Origin of the sequence: Nonomuraea sp. NPDC048901 (assembly GCF_040649695.1) — a bacterium.
Classification (GTDB): domain Bacteria; phylum Actinomycetota; class Actinomycetes; order Streptosporangiales; family Streptosporangiaceae; genus Nonomuraea.
This window is the reverse complement of record NZ_JBEZFW010000003.1, coordinates 359,205-384,571: the sequence shown is the minus strand read 5'-3', so window position 1 is coordinate 384,571 and position 25,367 is coordinate 359,205. Positions and strand designations below refer to the sequence as shown.

The following is a 25,367-nucleotide window of genomic DNA, read 5'->3' as shown; positions in this document are numbered from 1 at the left end:
TGACAACAAATCGGCTCAGCGGCAACGAGTCAGTAACCCCGGTAGCCGCCGCCGGTCTTCGTGCCGACGACGCCGGGCACGTTCGAGACCGAGCCGTAGCGCTCGATGGCGTAGCGGACGCCGGCGATGATGTTGTCGACCGGGTTGTAGATGTTCTCGTGCCCCGGCAGCTTCCACCGGTTGAACGTGGGGTCGATCGTCTGCATGAGCCCCTTGGACGGCGTGCCCTTGGCGGCGTTGGAGTCCCAGTTGTTGATCGCGTTGGGGTTGCCGCCCGACTCGTGCCGGATGATGGTCCAGATGTCGTTGGCGTTCATCTTCTCGACCGGGTAGCCCTGCGCCTTGAGGACGTTGACGGCCTGTGTGATCCAGTCGGCCACCTGTCCCTGCGGGGCTGGTCCGCCGCCCGCCGGGGGCGGACCGCTCGGCCCGTATCCCCCGAAACCGGGCAGGCTGCCTCCCTTTCCACTGGCCTGGGCGAGGGAAGTGCCGCTCCCGGTTTGCTGTCGCGACGGGGTCCAGTCCAAGGGCTTCCCCGCGCCTGGGGCGAAGGGCTCTGTGTCCGGCTCCGGCCAGTTCTCGGTGGATTTGCCCAGCCCGCCCAGCAGGCCCCGGATACCGGCCGCGGCCGTGCCCAGCGCGTTGTTCGCGGCCGTCCGCTGCTCCTCCAGCTGCTTGCGGGCGTCCCCGACCAACCCCTGCACGCCTTCCAGGATCTGTTCCTGCGTGGCCTGCGGGTTCCTGGCCTGGAAGTCGCGTACGGCGGCGGCGTAGTTCTGGCAGATCCCGTTCGCCTGGGACTCGGCCGTCCGCAGGGCCTCGGCGGCCGTGGCCAGGTGCGTGGCGCATTGCGACAGCACGCTGTGCAGCGTGTCGCCGATCTTTCCGGCCCGGTCCATGTACGTGACGAACGCGTCGGCGCTCGCCCCCTGCCAGGCGGCGTCCAGATCGCCGACGGCCGACCTGACCGCGGCGGTCTGGCCCCGGCCGGTGTCGGCCGTCGCCTGCCACACACCGACGACGCGGCCCACAGCGCCGGGGTCGCCCACCAACGTCGCGGCCAGCGTGGCCAGTTCGGCGCCGCCGGGGACGCCCCGCACGTCGTCGATGGCGCTCACCGGCGCACCGCGGCCCCGTCGGCGTCCGTGAACGTCCGCTCCACGGCGTCCAGCGCCTGTTCCACCGCTTGGAGATGCCCGCCGAGCGTCCGCGCGGTGGTCCCGGCGGCCGCGTTCAGTTCGCTCACCGCCGCGGCCAGCGCCCCGGAGTTGTCGAGCCGGCCGAAGGCGGCCTGGTCGATCGCCGCGCCGGACACGGACGCGGCGACCTCGGCGTAGGCACCGGAGGCGTTCTTCGCCGCCGTTCCGCACCCGTCGAGCGCTTCACGGTGATATTTCAGGACCACAGTAGATCTCCTCGGTCAGCACTCAGCGGCGGAAGAGCGACAGCAGTTCCTCCGCCCGGTCGGTGCGGGCGATCCAGACCTCGCGTCCCCGCCGCTCCCTGCTGATCAGCCGCGCGGCGTGCAGCCGGTCGCAGTGATAGGTGATCCCGCTGGGCGCGATCTTGACGTTGGCGGCCAGCATGCTCATCGTCATGGGCTGGTCCAGCTGGCAGAGCAGTTCGGCGCGTACCGGGCCGACCAGGGCGGACAGCTCGTCCACGGCGGGCGCGACGGGCCGGCGCCACAGCGACTCGGCACCGGGGACGGGGTAGGCGATCCACACCGCGTCGGGATGGTCCAGGCTGACGATCACGGCGTCCTTGCCCGCCAGCATCGGCACCAGGATGATCCGCCGGTTGCCCAGCTCGTACGTGCTGGCCTCGATGTCGGCGATCAGCAGGCCGCGCTCGCCGTATCGGATGCGGTCGTTCAGTGAGCCCAGCAGCAGCTCGGGGCCGCCGCGGACGGAGGTGATGCCGACGCGCTCGATCTCCCGGTCGAGCAGGGGCCGCGCCCGCTGCCAGAGCGGCTCGGTGGTGTGCCAGACGTCGTTGAGCGCGGTGGCGTACCCGCGCAGCCAGCGGCCGGGCCGCTCGGCGGCGGCCCTCCAGTGCGTCGGCAGCGATCCGTCGCCGAACGCCTGCTCCAGGTCCTTGATCAGGGATTCGGGCGGTATGTCGCTCAGCGCGCTCACCTGGGCCGACACGGACATGTCGTCCATGGGGGTGATCGGCGCGACGCTGTCGGGCACGACGGAGTAGCCGGGAGCGGCGAGCGGAAGGACCGCCTCGCGTCCCAGCGGGCTCACCCTCGACTGGACCGCGCGCCGCCACAGCTCGGGCAGGCCACGCCGGCGGCCGGCCAGCGCGTCGGCGATCATGGCGAGAGCGGTCAGGTTCGGAGAGATCGACACGGACAGCTGAGGAGCGGAGGTCACTCGTAGCTCGCTCCACACGTTCGTTCTGATTACCGGAGCCCCCACGGGTCGTACTGTAGGCAAAGCTGACATCTCTGGATGGATGCTTCAAATAAGCTGGAAAGATCCGTTGGCACAGGTCGCATGAGGTGGGGGCCGGACCTGCACCTTCCGGCCCCCACCGGCTATGTGGTCACCCTCATGCTCAGGTGATGCGGACGCTCTTGGCCCTCAGTCGCATTGGATGCGCTCCGTTCAGGATGTTCCGCCTGTGCTTGGTGCATAAGGAACGTAAGCCTCAACGCTCACATCTGACTTACAAGTCACTTACAGCCCCACGATCGGTGCGAAGGAGAGCGTCTACCTGCGGCAGGAAATCGTGTTGAACGGCGATGTTCCTTCACCGTTGAACCCGCCGTCAGGCTGCCGTTTCCGGACACGCTGCCGGCGGCCCAGGTCCCAACACCCGTAAACGCCACGGCGGCGTGGGTTCGGTGGCTTTCACCACCGAGCCCACGCCGCCGGTTCGTCGTGCCGATCTAGCTCGCCAGCGCGAGTTTGACGGTCAGGGCGCCGGTCTTATCGGCCTTGGGGTCGAAGAGGATGGTGTAGGTGCCCGTGGCGGGCAGAGTCGTCGCGGAGATGGTGCAGTTGCGGCCGCAATAGGTGGTGGAGCCCAATGCGGTGCCGTCGGGCTTCTTCACCGATACCTGGGCGTCGATGGAGCTGCCGAAACTGGAGTTGGTGAAGGTGAAGGTCACCTTCTGGTTGGTGGTGCCGTTGAAGGTCCAGGTTCCGTTCTGGCCCGGGGTCATGGTGGTCAGGGTCGAGGTGGCACCACCGATGGTGATCCTCACCGGAGAGAGGTCGGCGACCGAGTAGGTCCTCAGCGTCAGCTTGCCGACCTGTTCCTCTCGCGGGTTGTATTCGACGGTGTAGGTGCCTGTGGCTGGCAGGGCCACTGGGTCGAGGAAACAGTTGCGGCCGCAGTAGGTGGCCGCCACCAGCACGGAGCCGTCAGGCTTCTTCACCGTCACCTGGGCGCCGGTGCTGTTGGCGAAGTCGGCATCGGTGAAGTTGAACGAGACGAGCTGGCCCGAGGTGCCGGAGAGGGACCAGGTTCCGTTCTGGCCCGGCGTCGTCGTCGTGAGACTGGACGCGGCGCCTCCGACCGTGACGCTGCCGGTCAGGTGAGTCACCGTGTAGAGCTGAGCGGTCAGCTTTCCGACATTCCCATCCTGCGGGTCGAATTCCACCGTGTAGGTACCCGCCACCGGAAGAGCAACCGGTTCCAGGAAGCAGTTACGACCGCAGTAAGTGGCCGCCACCAGCACGGAGCCGTCAGGCTTCTTCACCGACACCCGAGCACCGGTCGCACTGGCGAAACTCGCTTCGGTGAAGTTGAACGAGACGAGCTGGCCCGAGGTGCCGGAGAAGGACCAGGTTCCGTTCTGGCCCGGCGTCGTCGTCGTGAGACTGGACGCGGCGCCTCCGACGATGACGCTGCCGGTCAGGTGAGTCACCGTGTAGAGCTGCAGGGTCAGCGAACCCGTCTTGGCGTTCTGCGGGTTGAGCTCGACCGTGTAGGTGCCGGTCACCGGCAGCACGGTCGGCTCGAGCAGGCAGTTGACGCCGCAGCGGGTGTCGGCGACCAGGTCGGTTCCATCCGGCTTCTTGACCTTGACCTTGATGTCCGAGCTGGAGGTGAACGTCGAACCGGTGAAGTTGAACGACACCTGCTGGCCCTCGGTCCCGGCGAACGTCCACACACCGTGCTGTCCGGCGATCGTGGTCGTCAGCGTGGACGCCGGCCCGCCGACGGTGACCTGCGCCGCCACGTCCTGCGCCACGAGGTTCACCTGGGCGGAGGCCGAGCCGGTGTAGATACCGGCCGGGTCGACCACCACCTGGTAGGTGCCGTCCGCCGGCAGTACGGTCGCATCGAAGAAACAGGAGGTGGAGCAGGACTTCTTCGGCAGGAAGACCGAGCCGTCCGGTCCGAGCACCAACGCCTGCGCGCTGGTGAACGTTCCGCCCGAGATCGCGATCGAGATCCGCTGCCCGGACTTTCCTGCCAACGACCAGGTCGGGTTCTGCCCCGGCTCGGTGGTGGTCAGCTTGACCGCGGCGCCGCCCGGCGTGAGCGTCCCGGTGACGTCGCCCGCGACGACCTGCGCGGAGATCGAGCCCACGGCCGTTCCATACGGGTCGGCGACCACTGTGTACGTTCCGGTCTCCGGCAGCGTGGAGGTGTCGAACGCGCACGACGGCTGGCAGTAGACCGGCTTGAACAGGTCCGATCCGTCGGGATTGCGCACCGACGCGCGTGCGTACCCGTTGTTGTCGAACGTCCCGCCCGTCAGAACGAACGCGATGCGCTGACCGGCCGTCCCGGCGAACGACCAGGTGGCTTTCTGCCCCGGCCCGGTGGTGGTCAGCTTGACCGGTGCCCCGCCGGCGGTCAGGGAGCCGGTGACGTCGCCCGCGACGACCTGCGCGGAGATCGAGCCCACGGCCGCCCCGTACGGGTCGGCGACCACCGTGTAGGTCCCGGTCACTGGCAGCGTGACCGTGTCGAACGTGCACGACGACTTGCAGTAGGTCGGCTTGAACAGGTCCGTTCCATCCGGGTTACGCACCGAGGCGCGCGCGTACCCGTTGTTGTCCCACGTCCCGCCCGTAAAGGCGAACGCGATACGCTGACCGGCCGTCCCGGCGAACGACCAGATGGCGTTCTGCCCCGGCCCGGTGGTGGTCAGCTTGACCGGTGCCCCGCCGACGGTCAGGGAGCCGGTGACATCGCCCGCGATCACCCCTGCCGTCATCGGCCCCGGCCGCGCGACGGTCGGATCGACGATGATCGTGTAGGTGCCGTCCGCGGGAAGCGTGATGGTGTTGAAGGCGCAGGCCGTCGAGCAGTAGGTGGAGCCGTACAGCGGGGTTCCGTCCGGTTTGCGGACCGAGGCGTAGGCGGAGCTGGTCAGCCCGCTGACCCCGAACGCGATCTGCTGCCCGGCCTTACCGGCGAACGACCAGTACGCGTCCTGTCCGGGAACCGTGCTCGTCAGTGTGGAGGGCGCTCCGAGCGCGACCGTCCCGGTGAGGTCGGTCACCTCGAACAGTTGCAGCGCGAGCGAGCCGGTCTTGGCGTCCTTCGGATCCCACACCACCGAGTAGGTGCCGGTGGCAGGCAGGGTCTCGGTGTCGATGAAGCAGGTCTTGCCGCAGCTCTGCGACGCCAGGACGGCCCCGTCGGGTCGCTTCACCCGCAGGGTGGCGTCACTGCTCGAACTCAGGGTGCCGTCGGTGAACTCGAAGGAGACCTTCTGGCCGGCTGTTCCGGCGAACGTCCAGGTGCCGTACTGGCCCGGCTGGGTGGTCGCCAGCGACACCTTCGGCCCGCCGATCGCCGCGGTCTTGACGACATCGGGCGCGATCGTGCTCACGCTGAGCTTGTAGGCGCCGAACTCGTCCTCGTGCGGTGAAACGCGTAGCCGGTACGCGCCCGCCGCGAGGCTGTCGAGGCGCTTGTCACCGCACAGAGAGTTGGCGGCAACGCTCGCGCCCGCGGCGTTGAACAGCTCCCAGTTGAGCCAGAGCCCCGGGCACTCCTGCGCGTCAACGAAGATCGAACCCTGCTGGCCCAGCGTGAACTGGTACTCGTCGCGCGCGACCTCGCTCTCCAGGTTGCCCGCTCCCGCGGCCGGGACGCCGTCCGAGGCCGCGAACGGCAGCGACACCGTGAACGTCTGTGGCGGCGTGACGTCCAGATCGAGGTTGACGTTGTCGATGCCGAACGCCTGGTTCGAGATGCCCGCCACCCCGGTGGCCGTGGTCTTGAACTCGATCTGGCTCTTGTTGTGGGTGACCGGCATCGTGATCCGGTACTTGGCCCACGGCAGGCCGGTCGCCAGTTTCCCGGTCGCGACGGGCGTCAGCGTACTCGGCGTGATCGTGTACGGGGTGCCGCGGTCGGTCTCGACCTGGACCGTCTCGGTGTCGGTGTCGGACGCCCAGTCGCCGACGGCCAGCAGGTCGAAGCTCAGCGTCCCGCTCTTGTGAGACGGTAGCGACTGCGCGTAGAACCGGTACGAGTCCGTCCCGCTGAACGGCCCGGCGAACGTGCTCACCGTCGGATCGGTCGACACCCGCGACGGCCGCACGTTCGAGCTGAGCGCCCCCTGGAAGTCGATCGCCAGGTCCCCGTTCTCGTTGGCTACCTGCGCCGTCGGGTCGAGGATGGCCTTCGTCTGCTCGGCGGCGGCCTTCGCGAACGAAGTGTCCGCCGTGAGCGCGATGTCCAGGATGCAGTCGTTGAACTGGAGGCCCGCGGGGACGCCGTTCGCCTCGCACTGAGTGGTCGCCAACTGGACCTGCTCGGGCGTCAGGTCGGCGACCGAGACGATCTTGGATGGGAACTGCTTGTTCGTGAAGGTCGCGGTGCTCTGGCCCGGACCGTAGGTGAACAGCGACTCGTTGTCGTCGATCCGCCAAGAGTCGGCGAAGCTGCTGTGCAGCACGGTCGGCGAGGCGTTGGCGGGCAGCTGGGTGCCGTCCCGCAGACGCAGGTCGTTCTTCGGGTCGCCGTCGGCGTTGCCGAGCAGGCCCACGAGGTCGCTGTCGGGGGTCGGCGGCACGTAGAGGCTGGCGGCGCCTCTCCTCCAGGACAGAGCAGGACCGGCCACGCCGTCGAACATGACGGCCCACTTGTCGTCCTTGCGCAGGATGAACGCGTTCTTGCCCAGGTGGAGGAGCTTGCCGGTGTCGAGCGTGCGCTTCTGGTTGTCGATGTACAGGTCGTCCTCGTGGAACTCGACCAGGTGGTCGCCGGCCTCCATCGCGGCGTCGAACATCACCGAAACGTCCCTGCCACCGCTGGCGGGGCTGAGCCGGCCCTGGATCTCCAGGTTCCACTTGTCCGACTGGGCGAGGATGAACTCGCCGACGGACTGCAGGTCGTAGCCCAGTCTGTCCGGGGTGGTGAAGTGCGGTTCGCCCTTCACCAGACTGCCGTGGTGGCTGAAATACCACCACAGGATGAGGCCGACCAGCCCCACAATGCCGAACGCCAGCGCCGCCTCGGCCGTGATGAAGCCGGCGTCGATCAGGAACGCCCTGCCCGCCTGGCTTGCGAGGAACAGCTCGATCTCAGCGGTCAGCTCGGCCGCGGCGAGTTCGACGCTGCCATAGGCGCCGATGTCCTGGGCGAGCGTGGTCGGACCGACGGTCCGGATGCCCCTGATCAGCGGCAGAAGGTAGTCCGGGGGGTCCCACTTGAAGTCGTCGTCGTCCTCGTCCACGTTGGGGATCTTGGCGGGCGGGCTGTTGGGATCCGCCGGGTCCTTCTGCCTCTCGCACTTGCGCTCCTTCTTCACCTCCCGGATGTCCAGGAGGCCGGAGGCCGGCGAGGTGGCCCGGTAGGTGGACAGCTGGTATCCCTTGTCGCCGCCACTGAGCGGGCACGTCTTTCCCTTGCCGTAGACCTGGAACCAGTCCTCGTACCCGCCCCAGCGGTCGAGGACCGACCCGGCGCGGACGCCGTTGACGCCGTTGGCGGCGATCGCCGCGACGTACCGGCCGACCTGGCGTCCCCAGCCCTCATAGTCCGGGTTGCCCTTGACCTTGGCCTCGACCACCTCGGCGAAACTGGTGCCGATCCGGTCGTAGTAGACGATGTCGGGCCGATCGCGGCCGTTGTTGAGGTACGTCTCCCACTGGACGTTCGGGTTGATGACCGCGCCGGGCTGTGCGGGCGGCCGGACGCCGAGGTGGTCGTTCACGTACTTGATGGCGCGCGCCTGCCCGATGGCCTCGATGCCGCCGCCGCTGCTGCACTCGTTGGGCTGCTGGTAGATGTAGGTGCCGAGCGCGGGACGGGCGGTCAAGCAGCTGCTGTTGATGCGGCGGCGGGTGGCGTACATGGCGTTGAACACGCAGCGTTTGTCACCTCTGCCGGCGTTCGACCAGTCGTCGCTGTTCGGGGGGCAGGGGGCGGCGGCTGCGTTCACCGCCGCTGCCGCTGCCGCCATTCTGGCGGTTAATGTCTCGTGGACGGGTCCTAATAAGGACGCCACGAGCACGCCCACCATGATTACGCAGAGACGCCGCATGCACTCACCTCGGATAAATGGGGCATAAATATCGCAGCGGGGAACGTACACCATGAAGATCGGCTTGCGGCAGATCTGGAATCACCACGTTCCGTGATCATTGACTAGGCTGCGGTTCGGATCCGCTCTTGGGAGGTACCGTGGTCGTCCACCGGTCGTGGGAGATCGCATTCGACGCGCCGGCTTCACGGCCGGTGCGGGCGGCTCGGATGGTCGTCGCGGCTCATGGCCTCGATCGGGACGCCGTGCTCGTGCTGGACGCCGACAGCGACGAGTTCGTGACCGTCCCGGGGCTCCCGGGCCACCTCTCCCGCAATACGGTGTCGCTGTCGTCCGACGGGACCCGGCTGGTGTTCCTGTCGCGGCAGGACGACGGCGCCGAACCCACGCGGGTGGTGCTGCACGCGCTCGCCACCGGAGCGCGGCAGGAGTTCGTCTCGGACGGTTTCGTGCGGGCGGCGCTCTCACCGGACGGCAGCCGGATCGCCGTCCTGGCCGACCTGTCGAACGGACCCGGAATCCCCGGCGTGGGCGACGAGATCGTCGGCATCGTGCTGATCGAGACCGCCACCGGCGCCCGGCAACCGCTCTGGTCGGCCGAGGGCTACTGGCAGGAAGACGCCATCAGCTGGTCCCCGGACGGGCGACTCCTCGCCGCCACCTATCTGACACTGGACGACGTCATCACCACCGTCGTCCTCGACCTTTCCGGCAAGGTGATCGGCGTCCACGAGGACCGGGTCGCCCTACCCGGGGCGCACTCCGTCTGGACATCCGACCGCGAACTCATCGTCTACCCGGAGCCCGACGACGAGAGCCCCCTCATCGCGATCGACGTCCCGACCGGAACCGAGCGCCGCTTCACCAGGCGGAACTTCAGCGGCTACCTCGCCATCACCGGTGGCCGGGTCGTGCGTCCGGGATCTTCGCCCGAGCGGTTCGTCACGACCGACCTGAACGACAGCGACGAGCGTCCCTTCCTGACCTTCCGCCCCGCCGTGTCGATCGAGGCCATCGACATCGTCCCATCCGCCGTCAGATGACCCTGGCGCCGTCAGCTGCCTTGATTCTTGCCCAGACGGTGCGCGGGCACGGGGATCGGGGGGAACGGGTTGTCCGGCAGCAGGATCACCCGGCGGGCCTGGTCGCCCTGGAGGGCGGCGTCCAGGTGCAGGAGCGCGGCGCCGATGCCCGCCGCGCCGACCATGTAGCCCGTGTCCGCCGACACCTCGCCGGGGCGCAGCCGCCGATACGCCTGGTACCAGCGCAGTCCCCGCCCGTCGTGGTCGACCGCGCGGCCGATCAGGTGCTCGGCGAGCACGCTCGCGAAGTCCAGGTACGACTTGCGCCCCGTCGCCGCCCACAGCCCCACGAACAGCTCCAGTAGTCCGGCCGTCCCGCAGCACTGGCAGGAGACGTTCCAGAAGCCCGGGGTACGGCGGTGCGGGACGCCGCTCTCGACGATGCCGTGGGCCAGCCGCTCGCACCAGGCCAGGTCGTCGGCCTCGCCCGTGACCCGGTACAGCTCGTAGAACAACCGCGCCACCCCCGCCGAGCCCGAGCAGAAGCCCAGGTAGTGCAGCCCCCGGCCCTGCGGCACGTGGTGCGGCACGGCGGCGCACCTCCCGGCCACGACGCTGACCATCTGGACGAAGCCGGCGCCTCTGCGGGCCGCGTTGAGGAAGAGCGGGTCGCCGGTGACGCCGTACAGGCGGGCGAGCAGGAACGCCGTGCCCGCCGTACCGGACAGGAAGCCCGGGGTGACGGCGTCCACCGGCAGATCGGCCCGGCCACCGGCCGCGTCACCGGGCTTTCCCGGCAGGTCGGAGCAGTCGCCGGGCCAGGCCTGCGCGTCAGGCAGGCCGGTGGAGTCACCGAATCGGTGGCCGGGGACGGCCAGGCGGGCGATGCGGGCGCCCGCCTCGACGGCCAGGTCCTGATAGGCGGGCATGCCGAGCATCGAGGACGCGTGCAGCAGACCGAGCACCACGCCGCCGTCACCGCTCTGCGCGGGATCGCGCGACCAGCCGGGGCCGCCGTCGAGCGGGCGGGCGGAGCGGACGATCCGGTCGGCGGCGGCCACGGCGGCCGCCTCGAACTCCCCGTCCCCGAGCACCCAACCGGCCTCGGCGAGCGCGACCACCGTGCCGGACAGACCGTGATAGAGCGACAGGCTGGTCTGGTTCGCCCAGGTCGCGGAGAGGTAGCGGGCGCCCGCACGGGCCTCTTCGAGGTACGCCTCGTGGCCCGTCGCGGCGGCCAGCTCCAAGAAGAACAGCATGATGCCCGCCGCCCCCGCGTAGAGCGAGGCCGGTTCGGCGGCGAGGGCCGACCTGCCCCGGGGGTCGGGGTTGGCCCGCCAGTGCCGGCCGCGCTCGTCGTCAACGGCCGCCGAGCGGATCCAGCGGCCGGCCATGATGGCGGCGTTCAGCGGTGTCTCAGCACGCTCGCTCGATGAGCGCGTCCGATCCAAGCTCATGCCGCCCATTATCCCACACATTTGGTAGGAAATTAAGGGTTGCCGACACCGCTTTCCGGGCAGTCAGCCGCCGTCGAGGGGTGAGGGCGTCGCGGCGGCTTCCATAGGGGCACGGCCACGGCGCATCATGGTGGTCGCGGCCGACAACCCGAACAGCGCGGCGCCCGGCGGACCGATGATCCACATGGGCCAGAAGTACACCAGGGACGCGTCGGACACGCTGAGCATGACCCAGACCACGACGTTGATCGACACCTTCACGGCCCAGATCGCCCAGAGGATCCTGAGCCATCTCGGCAGCGTCGCCAGTAGTCCGGCCGGGACCGCCGCCCCCCGCGGCGCGGGCTGCGGTTTCGCCTTCGCGCGGGGCAGGTCGCCCAGGAGATCCGCCAGTTCGCCGTACGTCACCGCCTGGAAGGCCCGGCCCAGCCGGTCGTCGTACTCCTGCATGCTCAGGCGGCCCTCGGCCAGCGCGGAGCTGAGCCGCTCGGCGACCACCTCGCGATCGCCGTCCGACGCCCGGATCTTTCGCCGCTCGTTCATCGGTTCTCCTTGAGCGTGGAGTCTTTCGGCGTGAGCCGTGGGGAGGATGTCGCGGTCTCGCGGGCGAGCAGGCGGTCGATGGCGGCCCGCTCGGCGTCGTGGGTGTTGTCGTCGTCGCGGCGGCGCTCGGCCATCGCGGTCAGGTACGGCAGCACGGCCGGCCGGTCGACGGCGTCCGCGAACGCCTTCGCCATGAGAAGGCGCCCGGCTCGCCGGACCGGCCCGGACACGGGGGCGGCGGCGATGATGAGCCAGGTGCACGCCACGTCGGCGGCCGGCGCGCCACGGCCGGCGTTCGCCCAGTCGATGACCCGGGGGCCGTCGCCGGTGACGAGCACGTTGCCGGGGTGCAGGTCCAGGTGGAGCAGGTTGTTGCCGGGCGCCCCCTCGGCGGCTGGCAGCCAGCCGGGCGCGCGTACGGTGGCCAGCCGCTGGAGCAGTTCCACCAGGAGGCGCCCGTACGCGGGCGCCCGCCACGGCCGCCGGGTGGCGTCGCGCGACACGCTGACGCCCACGACCCGCTCCATGAGGATGTCGGCCCCGTCGGCGTCGAAGACCTCGGGCGCCGGAAAGCCCTGCCTGCGGGCGTGCCGCATGACCGACGCCTCGCGTTCGAGGCTGCGGCCGTCGCGGGCCCGCCGGATCACCTTGCCGGTCCCGGCCTCGTACACGTCGCAGTCCTGCCCTGCCGCGAGCAACGTTCCCACACGCATGGTGGTCAGATTATGCGGTAAAGGTGAGTCATTCTAGTTGTGCGATAACTGGCGCACTGGCAGCAAATTACCGTCATTTGATGACAGTGGACCTGTAGTGCGGATTTACCAGTTGTGGCGACAAAATCCCGCAGAAGGTCAGTGGCCTACTGTTTCCGGAACTTCTTGCCATCGGCCACCCAGGTCAGCTACCGCTATCGTAGCCACCAGCACCAGTTAATCGTATTCAACCGATTAATTTCCGACAAAGAGCAGACGTCGCATTCGGTGTGAATACCTGGAGGAGGTGACACATTGCTGGAGGCAATCGATCTTGTCAAGTGTTATGGCCCGGTCAGAGCCCTCGACGAGTTCAGCCTGAGCGTGGCCGCGGGCGAGATCGTCGGGCTCGTGGGGCACAACGGCGCGGGCAAGACGACCTTCGTGGAGATCGTGTCGTACCTGACCCGACCGGACGGCGGCCACGTCACCATCGACGGTAAGCCACCGTCCGCCGTCAAAGGCCAGGTCGGAGTCGCACCGCAGCACATCGCGCTCTACCCGTCCGTCAGCGTCAGGGAGCACCTGGAGCTGTTCGGCAAGCTGGCCGGGCTGCGTGGCCAGGCGCTCACCACCGCCATCGACGACATCGTGGTCGCCCTGCGGCTGACCGACTTCATCGACCGGCACGCGGCGGTCCTGTCCGGCGGCCAGCAGCGCAGGACCCAGGCGGCCACCGCGCTCATCCACCGGCCGGCGCTGCTGCTGCTCGACGAGCCCACGGCCGGCGCCGACCTGGAGACCAGGCAGGCGATGCTCGACGTGGTCAAGCAGCGCGCGGGCGAGGGCGCCGCCGTCGTCTACACCACCCACTACCTGCCCGAGCTCACCGAGCTCCAGGCCACGATCGCGGTCGTCAGGGACGGCCGGGTCATCGCCAGGGGCACCCACGAGGAGCTGGTCGACGGCCTGCCCGGCGAGGTGCAGCTCACCTTCGACAACGAAGAGGAGATCACGGTCTCGACGACCCACCCGGCCAACACCCTGATCGACCTGCTCAGCCGTGCCGACCGCCCGATCAGCACCGTCGACGTGCGCAACCCCTCCCTCGACGACCTCTACCGATCCCTGGCGGTCAGCAATGCTCCTTGACACCCCCCACACCCAACAGCGGATCGAACCCCCGCCGCCCGCGGGCCTGGTCGAGAACCTGCGCGGCGCCGCGTACCGCATCGGCGCGCTGGCCAAGCACAACACGCTCATCCGGCTGCGCGACCCGGGCCAGATGATCAGCTACGTCGCCATGCCGATGGTGCTCATGCTGGTGCTCAAGCCGCTGTACGTCCGGGCCGTCGAAGGCGGCGCCACGCAGGTGGCGACCGGGCTGATGGTGATGTTCTCGGTGTTCGCGATCTCCATCGCGGGCAACGCGATCCTCGTCGAGCGCACCTGGCGTACCTGGGACCGCCTGCGCGCCAGCCGCGCCCCGGCGACCGAGCTGCTGCTCGGCAAGACCATCCCGATCTTCGTGGTGATGGTCGTGCAGCAGTCGATCCTGCTGGTGTACGGCTGCCTCGTCATCGGGCTGCCGATCCCGAGGGCCCCGCAGTACGTGGTCTTCGCGATCGCGATCTGGGCCTTCGCGCTGCTGTCGATCGGCGCGGCACTCGCCACGATCGTCCGCAGCCACGGGGAGCTCAGCGTGATCTCCGACGTCGGCGCCCTGACGCTCAGCTCGCTGGGCGGTGCCCTGGTGCCCTTGAGCATCATGCCCGAGTGGGCCCAGGTAGCCGCGCACATCTCGCCCGGCTACTGGGCCCTGACGATGATGCAGGCCGCGGTCCGCGGAGACGCGGCGGGCACTCTGGCACCGGCCGGGGTGCTGCTGGCGATCGGCCTCGTCGCCGGCACGTTCGCCGTCCGCAGGCTCACGCGCGGATGGGGGCGCGGACACCTGCTCTGAAGTGCCGACCCGCGGCCAGGGGGCCGCGGGTCGCTCGCCTTTCTATCGGTAATTCAGTGACATGTACGGAATTGAGGCATGTTGATGGATCAGCAGCATTCACCCGGCGACTCGAAACACTCGGCGGACGAGTCGAATATCGCGATCATCGGCATGGCCGGCCGATTCCCCGGGGCGGACAACGTCGAGACGTTCTGGCGCAACATCAGCACCGGCGTGGAATCGTTCACCCGATTCTCCGACGAGGAGCTGATCGACGCGGGGGTCAGTCCGGCGACCTTCCAGCAGCCGAACTATGTCAGGAGCCGGCCGATCCTCGAGGACATCCGGGGATTCGACGCCGGATTCTTTGGTTACAACCCGCGTGAGGCGACCTTGGCCGATCCGCAGCAGCGGATCTTCCTGGAGGTCGCTTGGGAGGTCCTCGAAGCCGCCGGTTACGGCTCGCCCGACGCGCGGGGCAGCGTGGGCGTGTTCGCGGGCACCAACATCAGCGGTTACCTGCTCACCCGGCTGAGGGCGTTCGAGATGGGCATCGACCCGTCCGCCCTGATGATCGGCAACGACAAGGACGCGCTCACCACGAACGTCTCCTTCCGCCTGAACCTCTCGGGCCCGAGCGTGGCCGTGCAGACGTTCTGCTCGACCTCCCTCGTCGCCGTGCACCTGGCGAGCGACGCGCTGCGCCGGGGCGACTGCGAGATCGCGCTGGCCGGCGGCGTGTCCGTACGCATCCCCGACCGGGTCGGATACCTGTGGGAGGAGGGCGGCCAGGAGTCGCCCGACGGCCACGTGCGCACGTTCGACGCCGAGGGCAAGGGCAGCATGTTCGGCGACGGGGCCGCCGTGGTCGCGCTCAAGCGCCTCGACCGCGCGATCGCCGACCGCGACACCGTGCTCGCCGTCATCCGCGCCTCCGCGATCAACAACGACGGCGCGCTCAAGTTCAGCTACCTCGCGCCCAGCATCGACGGGCAGCGCAGGTGCGTCAGCAAGGCGATCGAGCGGGCCGGGGTCGACCCGTCCGAGATCTCGTACGTCGAGGCGCACGGCACCGCGACCGAGGTGGGCGACCCGATGGAGGTCGCCGCCCTGACCAGCGCCTTCGGCCCCACCAAGGACAAGCAGTACTGCCTGCTCGGCTCGATCAAGCCGAACGTCGGCCACCTCGACCGGGCCTCGGGCGTCACCGGGCTCATCAAGGTCGTCCAGTCCCTGCGCAACGAACTCATCCCGGGCACCCTGCACTACACCTCCCCGAACCGGGAGATCGACTTCGACAGCAGCCCCTTCCGCGTCACCTCCGAGGTCACGCCGTGGCCGCGTGACGACGACCGGCCCCGGATCGCGGGCATCAGCTCGCTCGGCATGGGCGGCACGAACGCGCACGCCATCGTCACCGAGGCCCCGCGGCCCGAGCGCCGCCCCGAGCGGTCCCGCCGCTGGCAAGTGCTGCCGCTGTCGGCCCGCTCCGAGTCGGCCGCCGAGAACGCCTGCGTCAGGCTCGCCGACCGGCTGGAGATCGACTCCGACCTCGAACTGGGCGACGTCGCCTACACGCTGCAGGTCGGCCGCAAGGTCTTCAACCACCGCAGGGTCGTCGTGGCCGACTCGACCGGCAAGGCCGCTACCCTGCTGGCCGACCCGGCCGGGCGGCTGGGCCGTAACGACGCGACCGTGGGCCGCCGGGTCGGCTTCCTGATCGCCGGGGTCGGCGAGCAGTACCCCGGCATGGTGGCCGCGCTCTACGCCGACGAGCCCGCCTTCCGCGACGACGTCGACGAGTGCCTGACCGTCCTCGGCCTCACCGAGGCCGCGCAGCTGTCCGACGTCTTCGTGGCCGCCGAGCGCCAGGACACGGGCGGCGACCTGGCCCGGCTCCTGGGCCGGACCGGCGAGGCGGCGACTCCCTCCACGGTCGAGGCGCACCTGATCCAGCCCGCCGTCTTCGTGGCGGAGTACGCGCTGGCCCGCCAGCTCATCCGCTGGGGCATCGCCCCCGAGGTCATGGTCGGCTACAGCCTCGGCGAGTACGTGGCCGCCTGCCTGTCCGGCGTGCTCTCGCTCCCCGACGCGCTGCGGCTGGTCGCCTACCGGGCCAAGCTGATCACCTCGCAGCCCGAGGGCGCCATGCTCGCGGTGGCCACCGACGAGCGGCGGCTGCGCGCGGTGCTCGGCGACCTGCTGACCCGCGACCTGGACGTGGCGGTCCGCACCGGCTCGCAGCTGGTCCTGGCCGGGCCCGTCGCGGCGGTCGAGGCGGCCGGCGCGCTGCTGCTGGAGGCGAAGATCGGCTGCCGCCGCCTGGACACCACGCACGCCTTCCACTCCCGGATGCTGGAGCCGGTGGCCGCCGAGCTGACCGCCTGGATCAGCGACAACGTCACCCTGCATCCCCCGGTGATCCCGTACGTCAGCAACGTCACCGGCCGCCTGGCCACCGCGGACGTCGTCACCGACCCCGGCTACTGGTCGCGGCACATGTGCGAGACCGTGGAGTTCGGCGCCGGGCTCGCGCACGTGCTCGGCTCCGGCGACCTCGCCCTGGTGGAGATCGGCCCCGGCCAGTCGCTCGGCGCGCTCACCCGCGGCCACCCGGAGTGCGACCGCGCCCAGTGGCCGCTGATCGTCACCACACTGCCCGCCGCGAACGACCGCGTCGACACCCACGCCGCCACCGCCACGGCCATCGGCAAGCTCTGGCTGGCCGGCGTCTCCGTCGACTGGGCGGCGCTGCACGCCGGCTGGGCGCCCGGCCGGATCCCGCTGCCGACGTACCCCTTCGAGCACCAGGACTACTGGCTGGAGATCGACCAGACCGCGGCGAGCACCGGCGCGCCCGCGATCGACGACAGCGACCCCACCAGCATCCTGAACGCCCTCCCCCGGCTGCCCGACGAGCGCTGGATCAACGTGCCGACCTGGCGACAGACCGCGCCGCGCCCGGCACGCGAGGAGGAGGCGGCCCGCTGGCTGGTCTACACCGACGCGGGCCGGGCCGACACGCTGGCCAACGCGCTGCGCGCGCACCTGGAGGCGGCGGGGCACGAGGTGGTGCTGGTCCGTCCCGGTGAGCGGTTCGCCGCCGGGCCCGACGGCCTGGTTGTCCGGCCCGGCTCACCGGAGGACGCCGTCAGCGCGCTGCGGACCCTGGCCGAGCGGGACTTCGAGCCCGAGCGTGTGGTGCACCTGTGGACCGCCGAGGAGAACCCCGACTCGACCGACGAGTGCCTGCGGCGCGGCCTGCACACCCTGGTCGCGCTCGCGCGGGCCGCGGGCGACATGGGCATCACGCGGTGGTCGCTCGACATCGTCACCATCGGCGGCCAGCGGGTGCTCCCCGGCGACCGGGTCATCCCGGAACGCGGCACCCTGCTCGGCCCGACCCGCCTGATCCCGGTCGAGTACCCGCGCGTGCGCACCCGCCTGATCGACATCGACACGGCGTCGTCGCCGCGCGACCTCCTGACCGAGCTGCGCGCCGAACCCGCCGACCAGGTCGTGGGGCTGCGCAGTGGCCGGCGCTGGGTTCCGGAGTACGAGGTGCTCGACGCGTCGTGCATCGACCAGGACGCCCCCAAGGCCCAGGTACGCCGGGGCGGCACGTACCTCGTGACCGGCGGCCTCGGCGGCATCGGCCTGGCCATGGCCGAACGGCTCGCCGAGCACTACCAGGCCCGCCTCGTCCTGATGGGCCGCACCCCCGTGCCGCCCAAGGACCAGTGGGGCCCCATCCTGGCCTCGGAGCGCACCGCCGACGAGGTGCGCCGGCGGATCGAGGGGCTGCGGCGGCTGGAGGCCGCGGGTATCGAGGTCGTCACGGTCGCCGGCGACGTCTCCCAGCCCGCCGACGTGCGCCGGGCGGTCGGCGCGGCGATCGAGACGTTCGGCGAGCTGAACGGCGTGCTGCACTGCGCCGGGGTGCCGGCCGTCGGCCTGATGCAGTTCAAGACGGTCGCCGACATCCAGCGGACGCTGGCGCCGAAGGTGGCGGGCACGCTGGCCATCGGTGAGGCGCTGAAGGACATACCGGTTGATTTCGTCGCGCTGTTCTCCTCCACCACGTCGGCGACCGGCGGCGGCGCCGGCCAGGTCGACTACTGCGCGGCCAACGCCTTCCTCGACGCGTACGCGCTGAGCGACCCGCTGCCCGGCGTGACCGTGACGGCGATCGACTGGTGCGAGTGGACCTGGAACGGCTGGACCGACGGCCTGGAGAACTACGACGAGGGCTCCAAGCACTACTTCACCTGGTACCGGGAGAACTTCGGCATCACCTTCGACCAGGGCTACGAGACGCTGCTGCGGGTGCTGGCCAGCGGCGAGGCCCACGTCATCACCTCGACGCAGGACTTCGCCCCGCTGGTCGCGATGAGCCGCCGCTCGTCGATCGAGAGCCACCAGGCCACGGTGAAGAAGATCCGCGACGCCTTCGGCCGCCACCCGCGGCCCGAGCTGTCGACCGCCTACGTAGAGCCGCAGTCACCGGCCGAGGAGGCCATCACCGCGGTCTGGGCCGAGGCGCTCGGCCTGGAGCAGGTCGGCATCCACGACAACTTCTTCGAGCTCGGCGGCAACTCGCTGCTCGGCATGGAGATCATCGCCGAGGTCCGCAAGGCCCTCGAACTGTCCTACCTGCCGCCGCACATCCTCTACCAGTCGCCCACGGTCGCCTCGCTCGCCGAAGCCGCGACCTCGGGAGGCGAGCAGGACCAGCAGACCCTCGGGGCCCTTGACCAGCGGCGGTCCCGCATCGAACAGCGACGCAACATGCTCCGCGGGAAGGCGGCATCATGACGGACACTGAGACGGACTACGACTCGGCGGTCGCCCTGATCGGGATGTCCGGTCGCTTTCCGGGGGCGAGCAGCGTCGGCGAGCTGTGGCGCAACGTGCTCGCCGGGATCAAGGGGCTGCGCGAGATCACCGACGAGGAGCTGGCCGAGTCCGGCGTCGAGCCGGGCAAGGTGGCCGACCCGCGCTACGTCCGCGTCGGCGGCCCGATCGACGGCCTCGACCAGTTCGACGCCACGGTCTTCGGGATCAACCCCCGCGAGGCCGAGACGATGGATCCCCAGCACAAGCTGTTCCTCGAATGCTCGTGGGAGGCGCTGGAGAGCGCCGGCTACTGCCCGACCGACACGCCGGGGCAGGTCGCCGTCTTCGCCGGCTGCGGCTTCCCCGACTACATCGTCCAGAACATCCAGCACCTCGCCGGCCAGCCGGGCGGCGCACTGCTCATGGCCACCGGCAACGAGCGCGACTCGCTGGCCTCGACCGTCTCCTACAAGCTCGGGCTGCGCGGCCCGGCCGTCACCGTGCAGACCTTCTGCTCCACCTCGCTGGTGTCGGTGCACCTGGCCTGCCAGAGCCTGCTGACGTACGAGTGCGACATCGCGCTGGCCGGCGGCGCGTTCACGCCGCTCCCCCAGCCCGCCGGTTACCTGTACGAGCAGGGCGGGATCATGTCGCCCGACGGCCGGGTGCGCAGCTTCGACGCCGAGGCGGGCGGCACGGTCATGGGCAGCGGCGTCGGCACGGTCGCGCTCAAGCGCATGTCCGACGCGCTCAAGGACGGCGACGTCATCCACGCGGTCATCCTCGGCTCCGCGGCCAACAACGACGGCCGGACCCGCGCCGGATACACCGCGCCCGGCGTCGACGGGCAGGCAGAGGTCATCGAGTCCGCGCTGGGCGTGGCCGGGGTCAAGCCCGACACCGTCGGCTACGTCGAGTGCCACGCGACCGGCACCATGCTGGGCGACTCGATCGAGCTGGCCGCGATGAACCGGGTGTTCGCCCAGCCCCGCGAGACGCCGTGCGTGCTGGGCTCGCTCAAGCCCAGCATCGGTCACCTCGACCGCGCCTCCGGTGTCACCGGGCTGATGCGCGCCGCGCTCACCCTCAAGCACGAACTGCTGCCGGGCACCCCGCACTACGAGACGCCCAACCCGGCGCTGGCGACGGCGCGGGACCGGTTCACGGTGCTCACCGAGCACCGGGCCTGGCCCGCCGGTCCGCATCCGCGGCGGGCCGGGGTCAGCTCGTTCGGGCTCGGCGGCACCAACGCGCACGTGGTGCTGGAGCAGGCGCCGGTACGTCCGGCGCGGGCGGCCCGGCCAGGACCGCACCTGCTGACGTTCTCGGCCGCCGACGGGCAGGCGCTGTCCGACCTCACCGGGCTGCTGCGGGAGCACCTCTCCGGTGACCTGGCCGACGACCTTGCGGACGTGGCGTACACGCTCCAGGTGTCGCGCGGCGGCTTCGCGACGCGGCGGGCGGTCGTGGTCCGGGACCGGGAGGACGCGGTCGCGGCGCTGGGCGACCCGGCGCGCTGGATCGACGCCAAGACGCAGCGCCGCAACCCCAAGGTCCGGCTGGTCACGCCGGGCGGCGACGTACCGGCCGCCTGGTGGGCGGACCTGCGCGCGACGGCCGACCGGCTGACCCGCCCCGGCACCGCCGGCGCTGCCGCCTCCATCGGCGCCACCGCCTCCCCCGAGGACGCGGTCGCGGCGCTCGCCGAGGCGCTCACCGCGCTCAGCGTTCGCCTGCTCCACGACGGGACGGACACGTCCGGCGTCGAGGAGATCGCCGTGGCCCCCGCCGGCGGCGAGAGCGCCGCCGAGTGGCTCCTGGCCACTCTGGGCAAGCTGTGGCAGGCCGGTAGCGCCATCGACTGGGCGGTCCTGCACCAGGGCACGGGCCTGCGGGTCGAGCTGCCCACCTACCCCTGGCAGAAGCGCCGGTTCTGGGTCAAGGCCAACCCGAGCATGCTGGCCGCGCCGCCGAGCACCGGCAAGACGTTCGACCGCTCGAAGTGGACCCACCTGCCGACGTGGCGGCAGCGGCCCCTTACCCTCAACGGCCTGGACGAGCAGCTCCGCCTGGCCGGTCCCTGGCTGGTCTTCACCGACGACGCCCGGGGCGAGGCCCTGGTCGAGCGGCTGACCGAGGCGGGCGCCGAGGTGACCGCGGTGCGCCGGGGCGACCGGTTCGACGAAGACGACGCCGGACATTTCACGATCCGCCCCGACAAGGCGGACGACATGGCCGAAGTGCTCTACTCGCTCGTGGTCAATCCGCGCTCGATCATTCACGCCTTCAGCCTGTCCGCCGCCGAGGCGGGACCGGACCCGGTCGCCCACTTCGACGCCGAGCAGAGCCGCGGCTTCTACTCCGCCCTCGCGCTGGCCCGCGAGCTCGTCGACAACACCGGCTCCGCGCCGCGCGCCGAGCTGGTCCTGCTGACGTCGGGAGCGGTGGGTGTGGTCGGCTCGGACCTGCGCCACCCCGAGCACGCGACGCTCGCGGCGCTGGCGCCGAGCCTGCAGCAGGAGAACCCGCGCCTGCGCTGCCGCCACATCGACGTCGGCTCCGACATCGATCCTGAGCAACTGGCCACACAGATCCTGGCCGCATCCGTAGCTCCGCACGAAGGGCCGGTCGCGGTGCGCTCGGGCGAGACGTGGCTGCGGCAGTACGAGCAGTACCCCATCGACGAGCCCGGCCCGGAGGAGCGGCCGTTCCGCGACGGCGACACCGTGCTGATCACCGGCGGTCTCGGCGACGTCGGCCTCGTGCTCTCCCGCCACCTGGCCGGCCGGTACGGCTGCCGCCTGGTGCTCACCGCCCGCGCCCCGCTGCCGCCCCGCGAGGAGTGGGACGCCTTCCTGGCCGCGGTGCCGCACGGCGGGGAGCGTACGGCCCGGCACATCCGCAACATCCGCGACCTGGAGGAGCGCGGCGCGACCGTGCTCGCCCTGTCGGCCGACGTGGCCGACGAGGCCGGGATGCGGACGGTCGTCGAGGCGGCGGTCGAGCGCTTCGGCGGCATCGACGTGGCCGTGCACGGCGCGGGCGTCCAGGACGGCGGCTACTTCAACTTCGCCCACCTCATGGACCGCGACCAGTGCGACGCCCACCTGGCCGCCAAGGTCAAGGGCTTCCACGTGCTGGAGGCCGTACTGGGAGAGCAGGCCCGCGACCGGCGCGTCACGCTGTCGTCGATCGCGGCGGTGCTCGGCGGGATGACGCTGGCGCCGTACGCGTCGGCGAACGCGGCGCTGGACGCCTACATCCGCGTGGCCCGGCTGCACGGCGGCCGATGGGTCACCGTCGACTGGGACACCTGGAACATCGACCCCGACCGGCTCGAAGGCCACAGCGGCGCGGTGATCGACTACGCGATGACGCCCGCGGAGGGCGTGGACGTGTTCGAGCGGGCGCTGTCGGCCGCCGACCGCGTCGGGCACCTGGTCATCTCGACCGGCTCGCTGGAGGCGCGCATCGCGCAGTGGGTCACCGGTGACATCCATGACGCCGGCGACGATGATCTCGACGACGACCGCGAGCGCCACCCGCGCCCGGACCTGAGCACCCCGTACGTCGAGCCGAACGAGGGCACCGAGACCACGCTGTCCGGCATCTGGTCGAGGGTGCTGGGCATCGACCCGATCGGCGCCACGGACAACTTCTTCGAGCTCGGCGGCCACTCACTGCTCGCGATCGAGCTGACCACCCGGATCCGCAAGGCCCTGAACGCCTCGGTGCCGGTCACCGGGCTGCTGGAGTGCCCGACGATCCGCCAGCTGGCCGCCCTGCTGGACTCAAGGGAGGACGCGTGAAGCAGCCAGAGTATCTGCGCAAGATCCAGAGCTTCGCCCGGCGCGAGCTGCTCGACAAGGACGCCTACCTGGACTCGCTGGCCGAGGCGCCGATGCCGCTCTACAAGCGCTTCGCCGACACCGGCCTGGCGAACTGGTGGCTGCCCAAGGAGGCGGGCGGGCTCGGGCTGGGCCTGGAGGAGAGCGTCCGCATCGTCTCCGAGCTGGCCTATGCCGACGCGGGCGTGGCGTTCACGCTGTTCATCCCGGTGCTCACGACGAGCATGGTCCAGTGGTACGGCTCCGCCGAGCTCCGGGAGCGCCACCTGGGCCGTATGGCGGCGGAGAACGGGTTCTGCGCCACCCTCGGCAGCGAGCACGCGGCGGGCAGCGAGCTGGCCCGGATCTCCACCACGGCGACCCGCGACGGCGACGAGATCGTGCTCAACGGCCAGAAGGCGTTCTCCACCAACACCGACTTCGCGCAGTTCATCGTGGTGATCGCGCGGGCCCAGGACGACCCGGCGGGCTACCTCGCGGTCCTGGTGCCGCGCGACACGCCCGGCATCCGCGTGGACAAGCGGTGGGACGTCATCGGGCTGCGCTCGTCGGCGACTTACCAGGTCTCGCTCACCGACTGCCGGGTGCCCGCGGCGAACGTGCTGCGCGGCAACGGCCTGCGGCTGCTGGAGGTCGGCCTGAACGCCAGCCGCATCCTCATCGCCACGACCGCGCTCGGCATCGCCCGCCGGGTGCGCGACGTGTGCATGGAGTACGGCAAGTCCAAGTCGGTGAAGGGCTCGCCGCTGGCCAACAACGCGGTGTTCGCCAGCCGGCTGGGTCAGTTCGAGATGCAGATCGACGTGATGGTGAACCAGTGCCTGGCGGCGGCGCGCGCGTACGACGCGGTCGCGGCCCGGCCGGACGCCGGCGAGGAGTTCCTGCGGGTCGGGACGCTCAAGTCGGCGCTCACGGCGAAGATGTTCTGCGGGCAGACGGGGTGGCAGATCGCGTCCACGGCCTCGGAGATGTTCGGCGGGCTCGGTTACACGCACGACTCGGTCATCGGGAAGCTGCTGCGGGACGTGCGCTATGTGTCGATCGTCGAGGGTGGTGACGACGTACTGCGTGACCTGGTGTTCAGCCGGTACGTGGTGCCGGTGTCGAAGCGCTCATGAGGCGGCCGTGGCGGTGACGACCGCCGCGGCGTAGCCCGGCGCGACGCCGAGCCAGCGGACAGGCAGGGCGGCGCCGGGCGGCGAGGGAAGGGAGAGCACGGCCCCATGGGTCGTGCTCTCCTCGCGTACCAGGACATTGCGGAGTCCGGCCAGGCCCACGCCGACGGCTTTGACGTACGCCTCCTTGGCCGTCCAGAGGCGGAAATATCCGGTACGGAGGCCGGAAGGGCCCGCCTCGCGCAGCCGGTCGACCTCCTCCGGCTGGTACATGCTGCCGGCCATCGCCAGGCAGTCGAGGTCGTCGCGGATCCGCTCGACGTCGACGCCGACCCTGGAGCCCGGCGGCGCCACCGCCACCAGCGCCCACTCCTCGGAGTGGGACAGGTTGAAGTCGGGCGCTCCCCGGCCGCGGAGCAGAGCTACGTACGGCCGACCACTCTCCTCCGCGCCGAAGGCCAGACGTGCGGCGCGCACGCCGCAGACCTCGCCGAGTATGGCGCGGAGCGCGGCGTGCGCGACCATGAACCGGTGCCGCTCCCGGGCCGAGCCGAGCCGTCGGGCCCGCTCGCGCTCGGCGTCGGAGAGCGACCGCCACCCGCCCGGCGCCAGCGGCCGGTCGAGGTGGATCTTCCACACTCTGGGCTGCGTCATACCCACGCGCGCAGCGCCTCCGAGACGTGCTTGTACGTCAGCTTCGCCTGCTCGAAGACGGCGAAGTGCCCGCCGACGTACGTGTGCAGGTCGAACCGCCCGGTCGTCTGCTCCCGCCACGCGGCCACCAGCTCCCGGCCGGCCCGCGGGTCGTCGGTGCTCGGCAGCGCGGTGATCGGGACGTCCAGCGGGGGCTCTGGATAGTACGTGTAGGTCTCCTTGACGCTGAAGTCGGCCTGCATGGCGGGCAGGATCATCTCCAGCACGGACGGGTCGTTCAGCAGCCAGTCGGGGGTTCCGCCGAGCTTGCGCAGCAGCTCCACCAGCTCGGCGCTGCTCATGCCGCGCACCGGCGGCCCGTCGTCGAACGACCGGTGCGGGGCGACGCAGCCGGAGACGAACAGGTGCACCGGCGCGGGGCCGCCTCGGCGGCGGATCTCCCTCAGCAGTTCAAAGGAGACCAGCGCGCCCAGGCTGTGCCCATAGACGGCGTACCGGCGACCTCCGCTCACCTCGGCCAGGATGACGTCGGCCAGGTCGGCCACCAACGGCGCCATCCGTTCGTACGGAGGCTCGCGCAGCCGGTTCTCCCGGCCGGCCGGCTGGACCGGCAGCACCGCCACACCCGGCAACCGGTGCTGCCACGCCCGGTAGGCGGAGGCCCCGCCCCCGGCGTGCGGCAGGCAGAACAGCGCGAGCGCGTCGGCCGCCGCGCCGGTCTGGGCCCGGAACGGCAGCCACCGCTGGATCGCGTCTTCGCTGGTCACATCATTGACGGTCATCGT

The 25,367-nt window shown here is 70.6% G+C and carries 15 protein-coding genes; 6 read left to right on the top strand and 9 right to left on the bottom strand.

Translation table 11 applies throughout. The annotated features are described in order from the left end of the window. Positions 1–29 precede the first annotated feature (29 nt). The 4 genes from AB0C30_RS11290 to AB0C30_RS11275 all read right to left on the bottom strand — a co-directional run bounded on the left by AB0C30_RS11290 (position 30) and on the right by AB0C30_RS11275 (position 8,293). Complete coding sequence (locus AB0C30_RS11290) at positions 30–1,118, bottom strand: transglycosylase SLT domain-containing protein (RefSeq protein WP_357942128.1); 1,089 nt, start codon at positions 1,116–1,118, stop codon at positions 30–32. After that, complete coding sequence (locus AB0C30_RS11285; protein WP_357942126.1) at positions 1,115–1,405, bottom strand: hypothetical protein; 291 nt, start codon at positions 1,403–1,405, stop codon at positions 1,115–1,117. Before AB0C30_RS11285 ends, AB0C30_RS11290 begins: the two co-directional genes overlap by 4 nt. Positions 1,406–1,427: 22 nt before the next feature. Further along, positions 1,428–2,426, bottom strand: coding sequence for a winged helix-turn-helix domain-containing protein (locus AB0C30_RS11280; protein WP_357942124.1), 999 nt, complete (start codon positions 2,424–2,426; stop codon positions 1,428–1,430). Positions 2,427–2,899: 473 nt separating this feature from the next. Further along, positions 2,900–8,293, bottom strand: a complete 5,394-nt coding sequence (locus AB0C30_RS11275) for a VWD domain-containing protein (protein WP_357942122.1) — start codon at positions 8,291–8,293, stop codon at positions 2,900–2,902. Positions 8,294–8,610: 317 nt separating this feature from the next. On the opposite strand from AB0C30_RS11275, the gene AB0C30_RS11270 reads away from it, so the two are divergent. Continuing rightward, a complete protein-coding gene (locus tag AB0C30_RS11270; protein ID WP_357942120.1) occupies positions 8,611–9,513 on the top strand; it encodes a hypothetical protein in 903 nt (300 codons plus the stop codon). Positions 9,514–9,524: 11 nt separating this feature from the next. Here the strand turns inward: AB0C30_RS11270 and AB0C30_RS11265 are convergent, their stop codons facing one another. From AB0C30_RS11265 to AB0C30_RS11255, 3 genes are all read right to left on the bottom strand, one after another. Beyond that, positions 9,525–10,949, bottom strand: coding sequence for a lanthionine synthetase LanC family protein (locus AB0C30_RS11265; protein ID WP_357942118.1), 1,425 nt, complete (start codon positions 10,947–10,949; stop codon positions 9,525–9,527). A gap of 63 nt (positions 10,950–11,012) precedes the next feature. After that, complete coding sequence (locus AB0C30_RS11260) at positions 11,013–11,492, bottom strand: DUF1707 domain-containing protein (RefSeq protein ID WP_357942116.1); 480 nt, start codon at positions 11,490–11,492, stop codon at positions 11,013–11,015. Then, positions 11,489–12,205 (bottom strand): phosphotransferase, encoded by a 717-nt coding sequence (locus AB0C30_RS11255; protein ID WP_357942114.1) that lies wholly within the window; start codon positions 12,203–12,205, stop codon positions 11,489–11,491. The genes AB0C30_RS11260 and AB0C30_RS11255 overlap by 4 nt, the downstream gene beginning before the upstream one ends. A 294-nt stretch (positions 12,206–12,499) precedes the next feature. Between AB0C30_RS11255 and AB0C30_RS11250 the strand changes: the two genes are divergently transcribed. The 5 genes from AB0C30_RS11250 (at position 12,500) to AB0C30_RS11230 (ending at position 23,931) form a co-directional block, all read left to right on the top strand. Then, positions 12,500–13,336: an ABC transporter ATP-binding protein gene (locus tag AB0C30_RS11250; RefSeq protein ID WP_357942113.1), complete on the top strand. Its 837-nt coding sequence runs from the start codon at positions 12,500–12,502 to the stop codon at positions 13,334–13,336. Beyond that, positions 13,326–14,147 carry an ABC transporter permease gene (locus tag AB0C30_RS11245; RefSeq protein ID WP_357942111.1) on the top strand — a complete coding sequence of 274 codons (822 nt, stop codon included), beginning with the start codon at positions 13,326–13,328 and terminating at the stop codon, positions 14,145–14,147. Before AB0C30_RS11250 ends, AB0C30_RS11245 begins: the two co-directional genes overlap by 11 nt. Before the next feature lie 84 nt (positions 14,148–14,231). Beyond that, the gene (locus AB0C30_RS11240; protein ID WP_357942109.1) at positions 14,232–18,944 is read left to right on the top strand and encodes an SDR family NAD(P)-dependent oxidoreductase; all 4,713 of its coding nucleotides are present in this window, start codon (positions 14,232–14,234) and stop codon (positions 18,942–18,944) included. After that, positions 18,941–22,774, top strand: a complete 3,834-nt coding sequence (locus AB0C30_RS11235; RefSeq protein ID WP_357942107.1) for an SDR family NAD(P)-dependent oxidoreductase — start codon at positions 18,941–18,943, stop codon at positions 22,772–22,774. The genes AB0C30_RS11240 and AB0C30_RS11235 overlap by 4 nt, the downstream gene beginning before the upstream one ends. Beyond that, positions 22,771–23,931: an acyl-CoA dehydrogenase family protein gene (locus AB0C30_RS11230; RefSeq protein WP_357942105.1), complete on the top strand. Its 1,161-nt coding sequence runs from the start codon at positions 22,771–22,773 to the stop codon at positions 23,929–23,931. The genes AB0C30_RS11235 and AB0C30_RS11230 overlap by 4 nt, the downstream gene beginning before the upstream one ends. Here the strand turns inward: AB0C30_RS11230 and AB0C30_RS11225 are convergent. After that, positions 23,926–24,582, bottom strand: coding sequence for a 4'-phosphopantetheinyl transferase superfamily protein (locus tag AB0C30_RS11225; protein ID WP_357942103.1), 657 nt, complete (start codon positions 24,580–24,582; stop codon positions 23,926–23,928). The two genes, AB0C30_RS11230 and AB0C30_RS11225, sit on opposite strands and share 6 nt — an antisense overlap. Beyond that, on the bottom strand, positions 24,579–25,364 hold the full coding sequence (locus AB0C30_RS11220) for a thioesterase domain-containing protein (RefSeq protein ID WP_357942101.1): 786 nt from the start codon (positions 25,362–25,364) through the stop codon (positions 24,579–24,581). The genes AB0C30_RS11225 and AB0C30_RS11220 overlap by 4 nt, the downstream gene beginning before the upstream one ends. Positions 25,365–25,367 lie beyond the last annotated feature (3 nt).

Coding starts and splice junctions, on each gene's coding strand:
- AB0C30_RS11255 (WP_357942114.1), bottom strand. CDS start 12,205: ATGCGTGTGGGAACGTTGCTCGCGGCAGGGCAGGACTGCGACGTGTAC.
- AB0C30_RS11225 (WP_357942103.1), bottom strand. CDS start 24,582: ATGACGCAGCCCAGAGTGTGGAAGATCCACCTCGACCGGCCGCTGGCG.
- AB0C30_RS11245 (WP_357942111.1), top strand. CDS start 13,326: ATGCTCCTTGACACCCCCCACACCCAACAGCGGATCGAACCCCCGCCG.
- AB0C30_RS11265 (WP_357942118.1), bottom strand. CDS start 10,949: ATGAGCTTGGATCGGACGCGCTCATCGAGCGAGCGTGCTGAGACACCG.
- AB0C30_RS11220 (WP_357942101.1), bottom strand. CDS start 25,364: ATGACCGTCAATGATGTGACCAGCGAAGACGCGATCCAGCGGTGGCTG.
- AB0C30_RS11240 (WP_357942109.1), top strand. CDS start 14,232: ATGGATCAGCAGCATTCACCCGGCGACTCGAAACACTCGGCGGACGAG.
- AB0C30_RS11260 (WP_357942116.1), bottom strand. CDS start 11,492: ATGAACGAGCGGCGAAAGATCCGGGCGTCGGACGGCGATCGCGAGGTG.
- AB0C30_RS11235 (WP_357942107.1), top strand. CDS start 18,941: ATGACGGACACTGAGACGGACTACGACTCGGCGGTCGCCCTGATCGGG.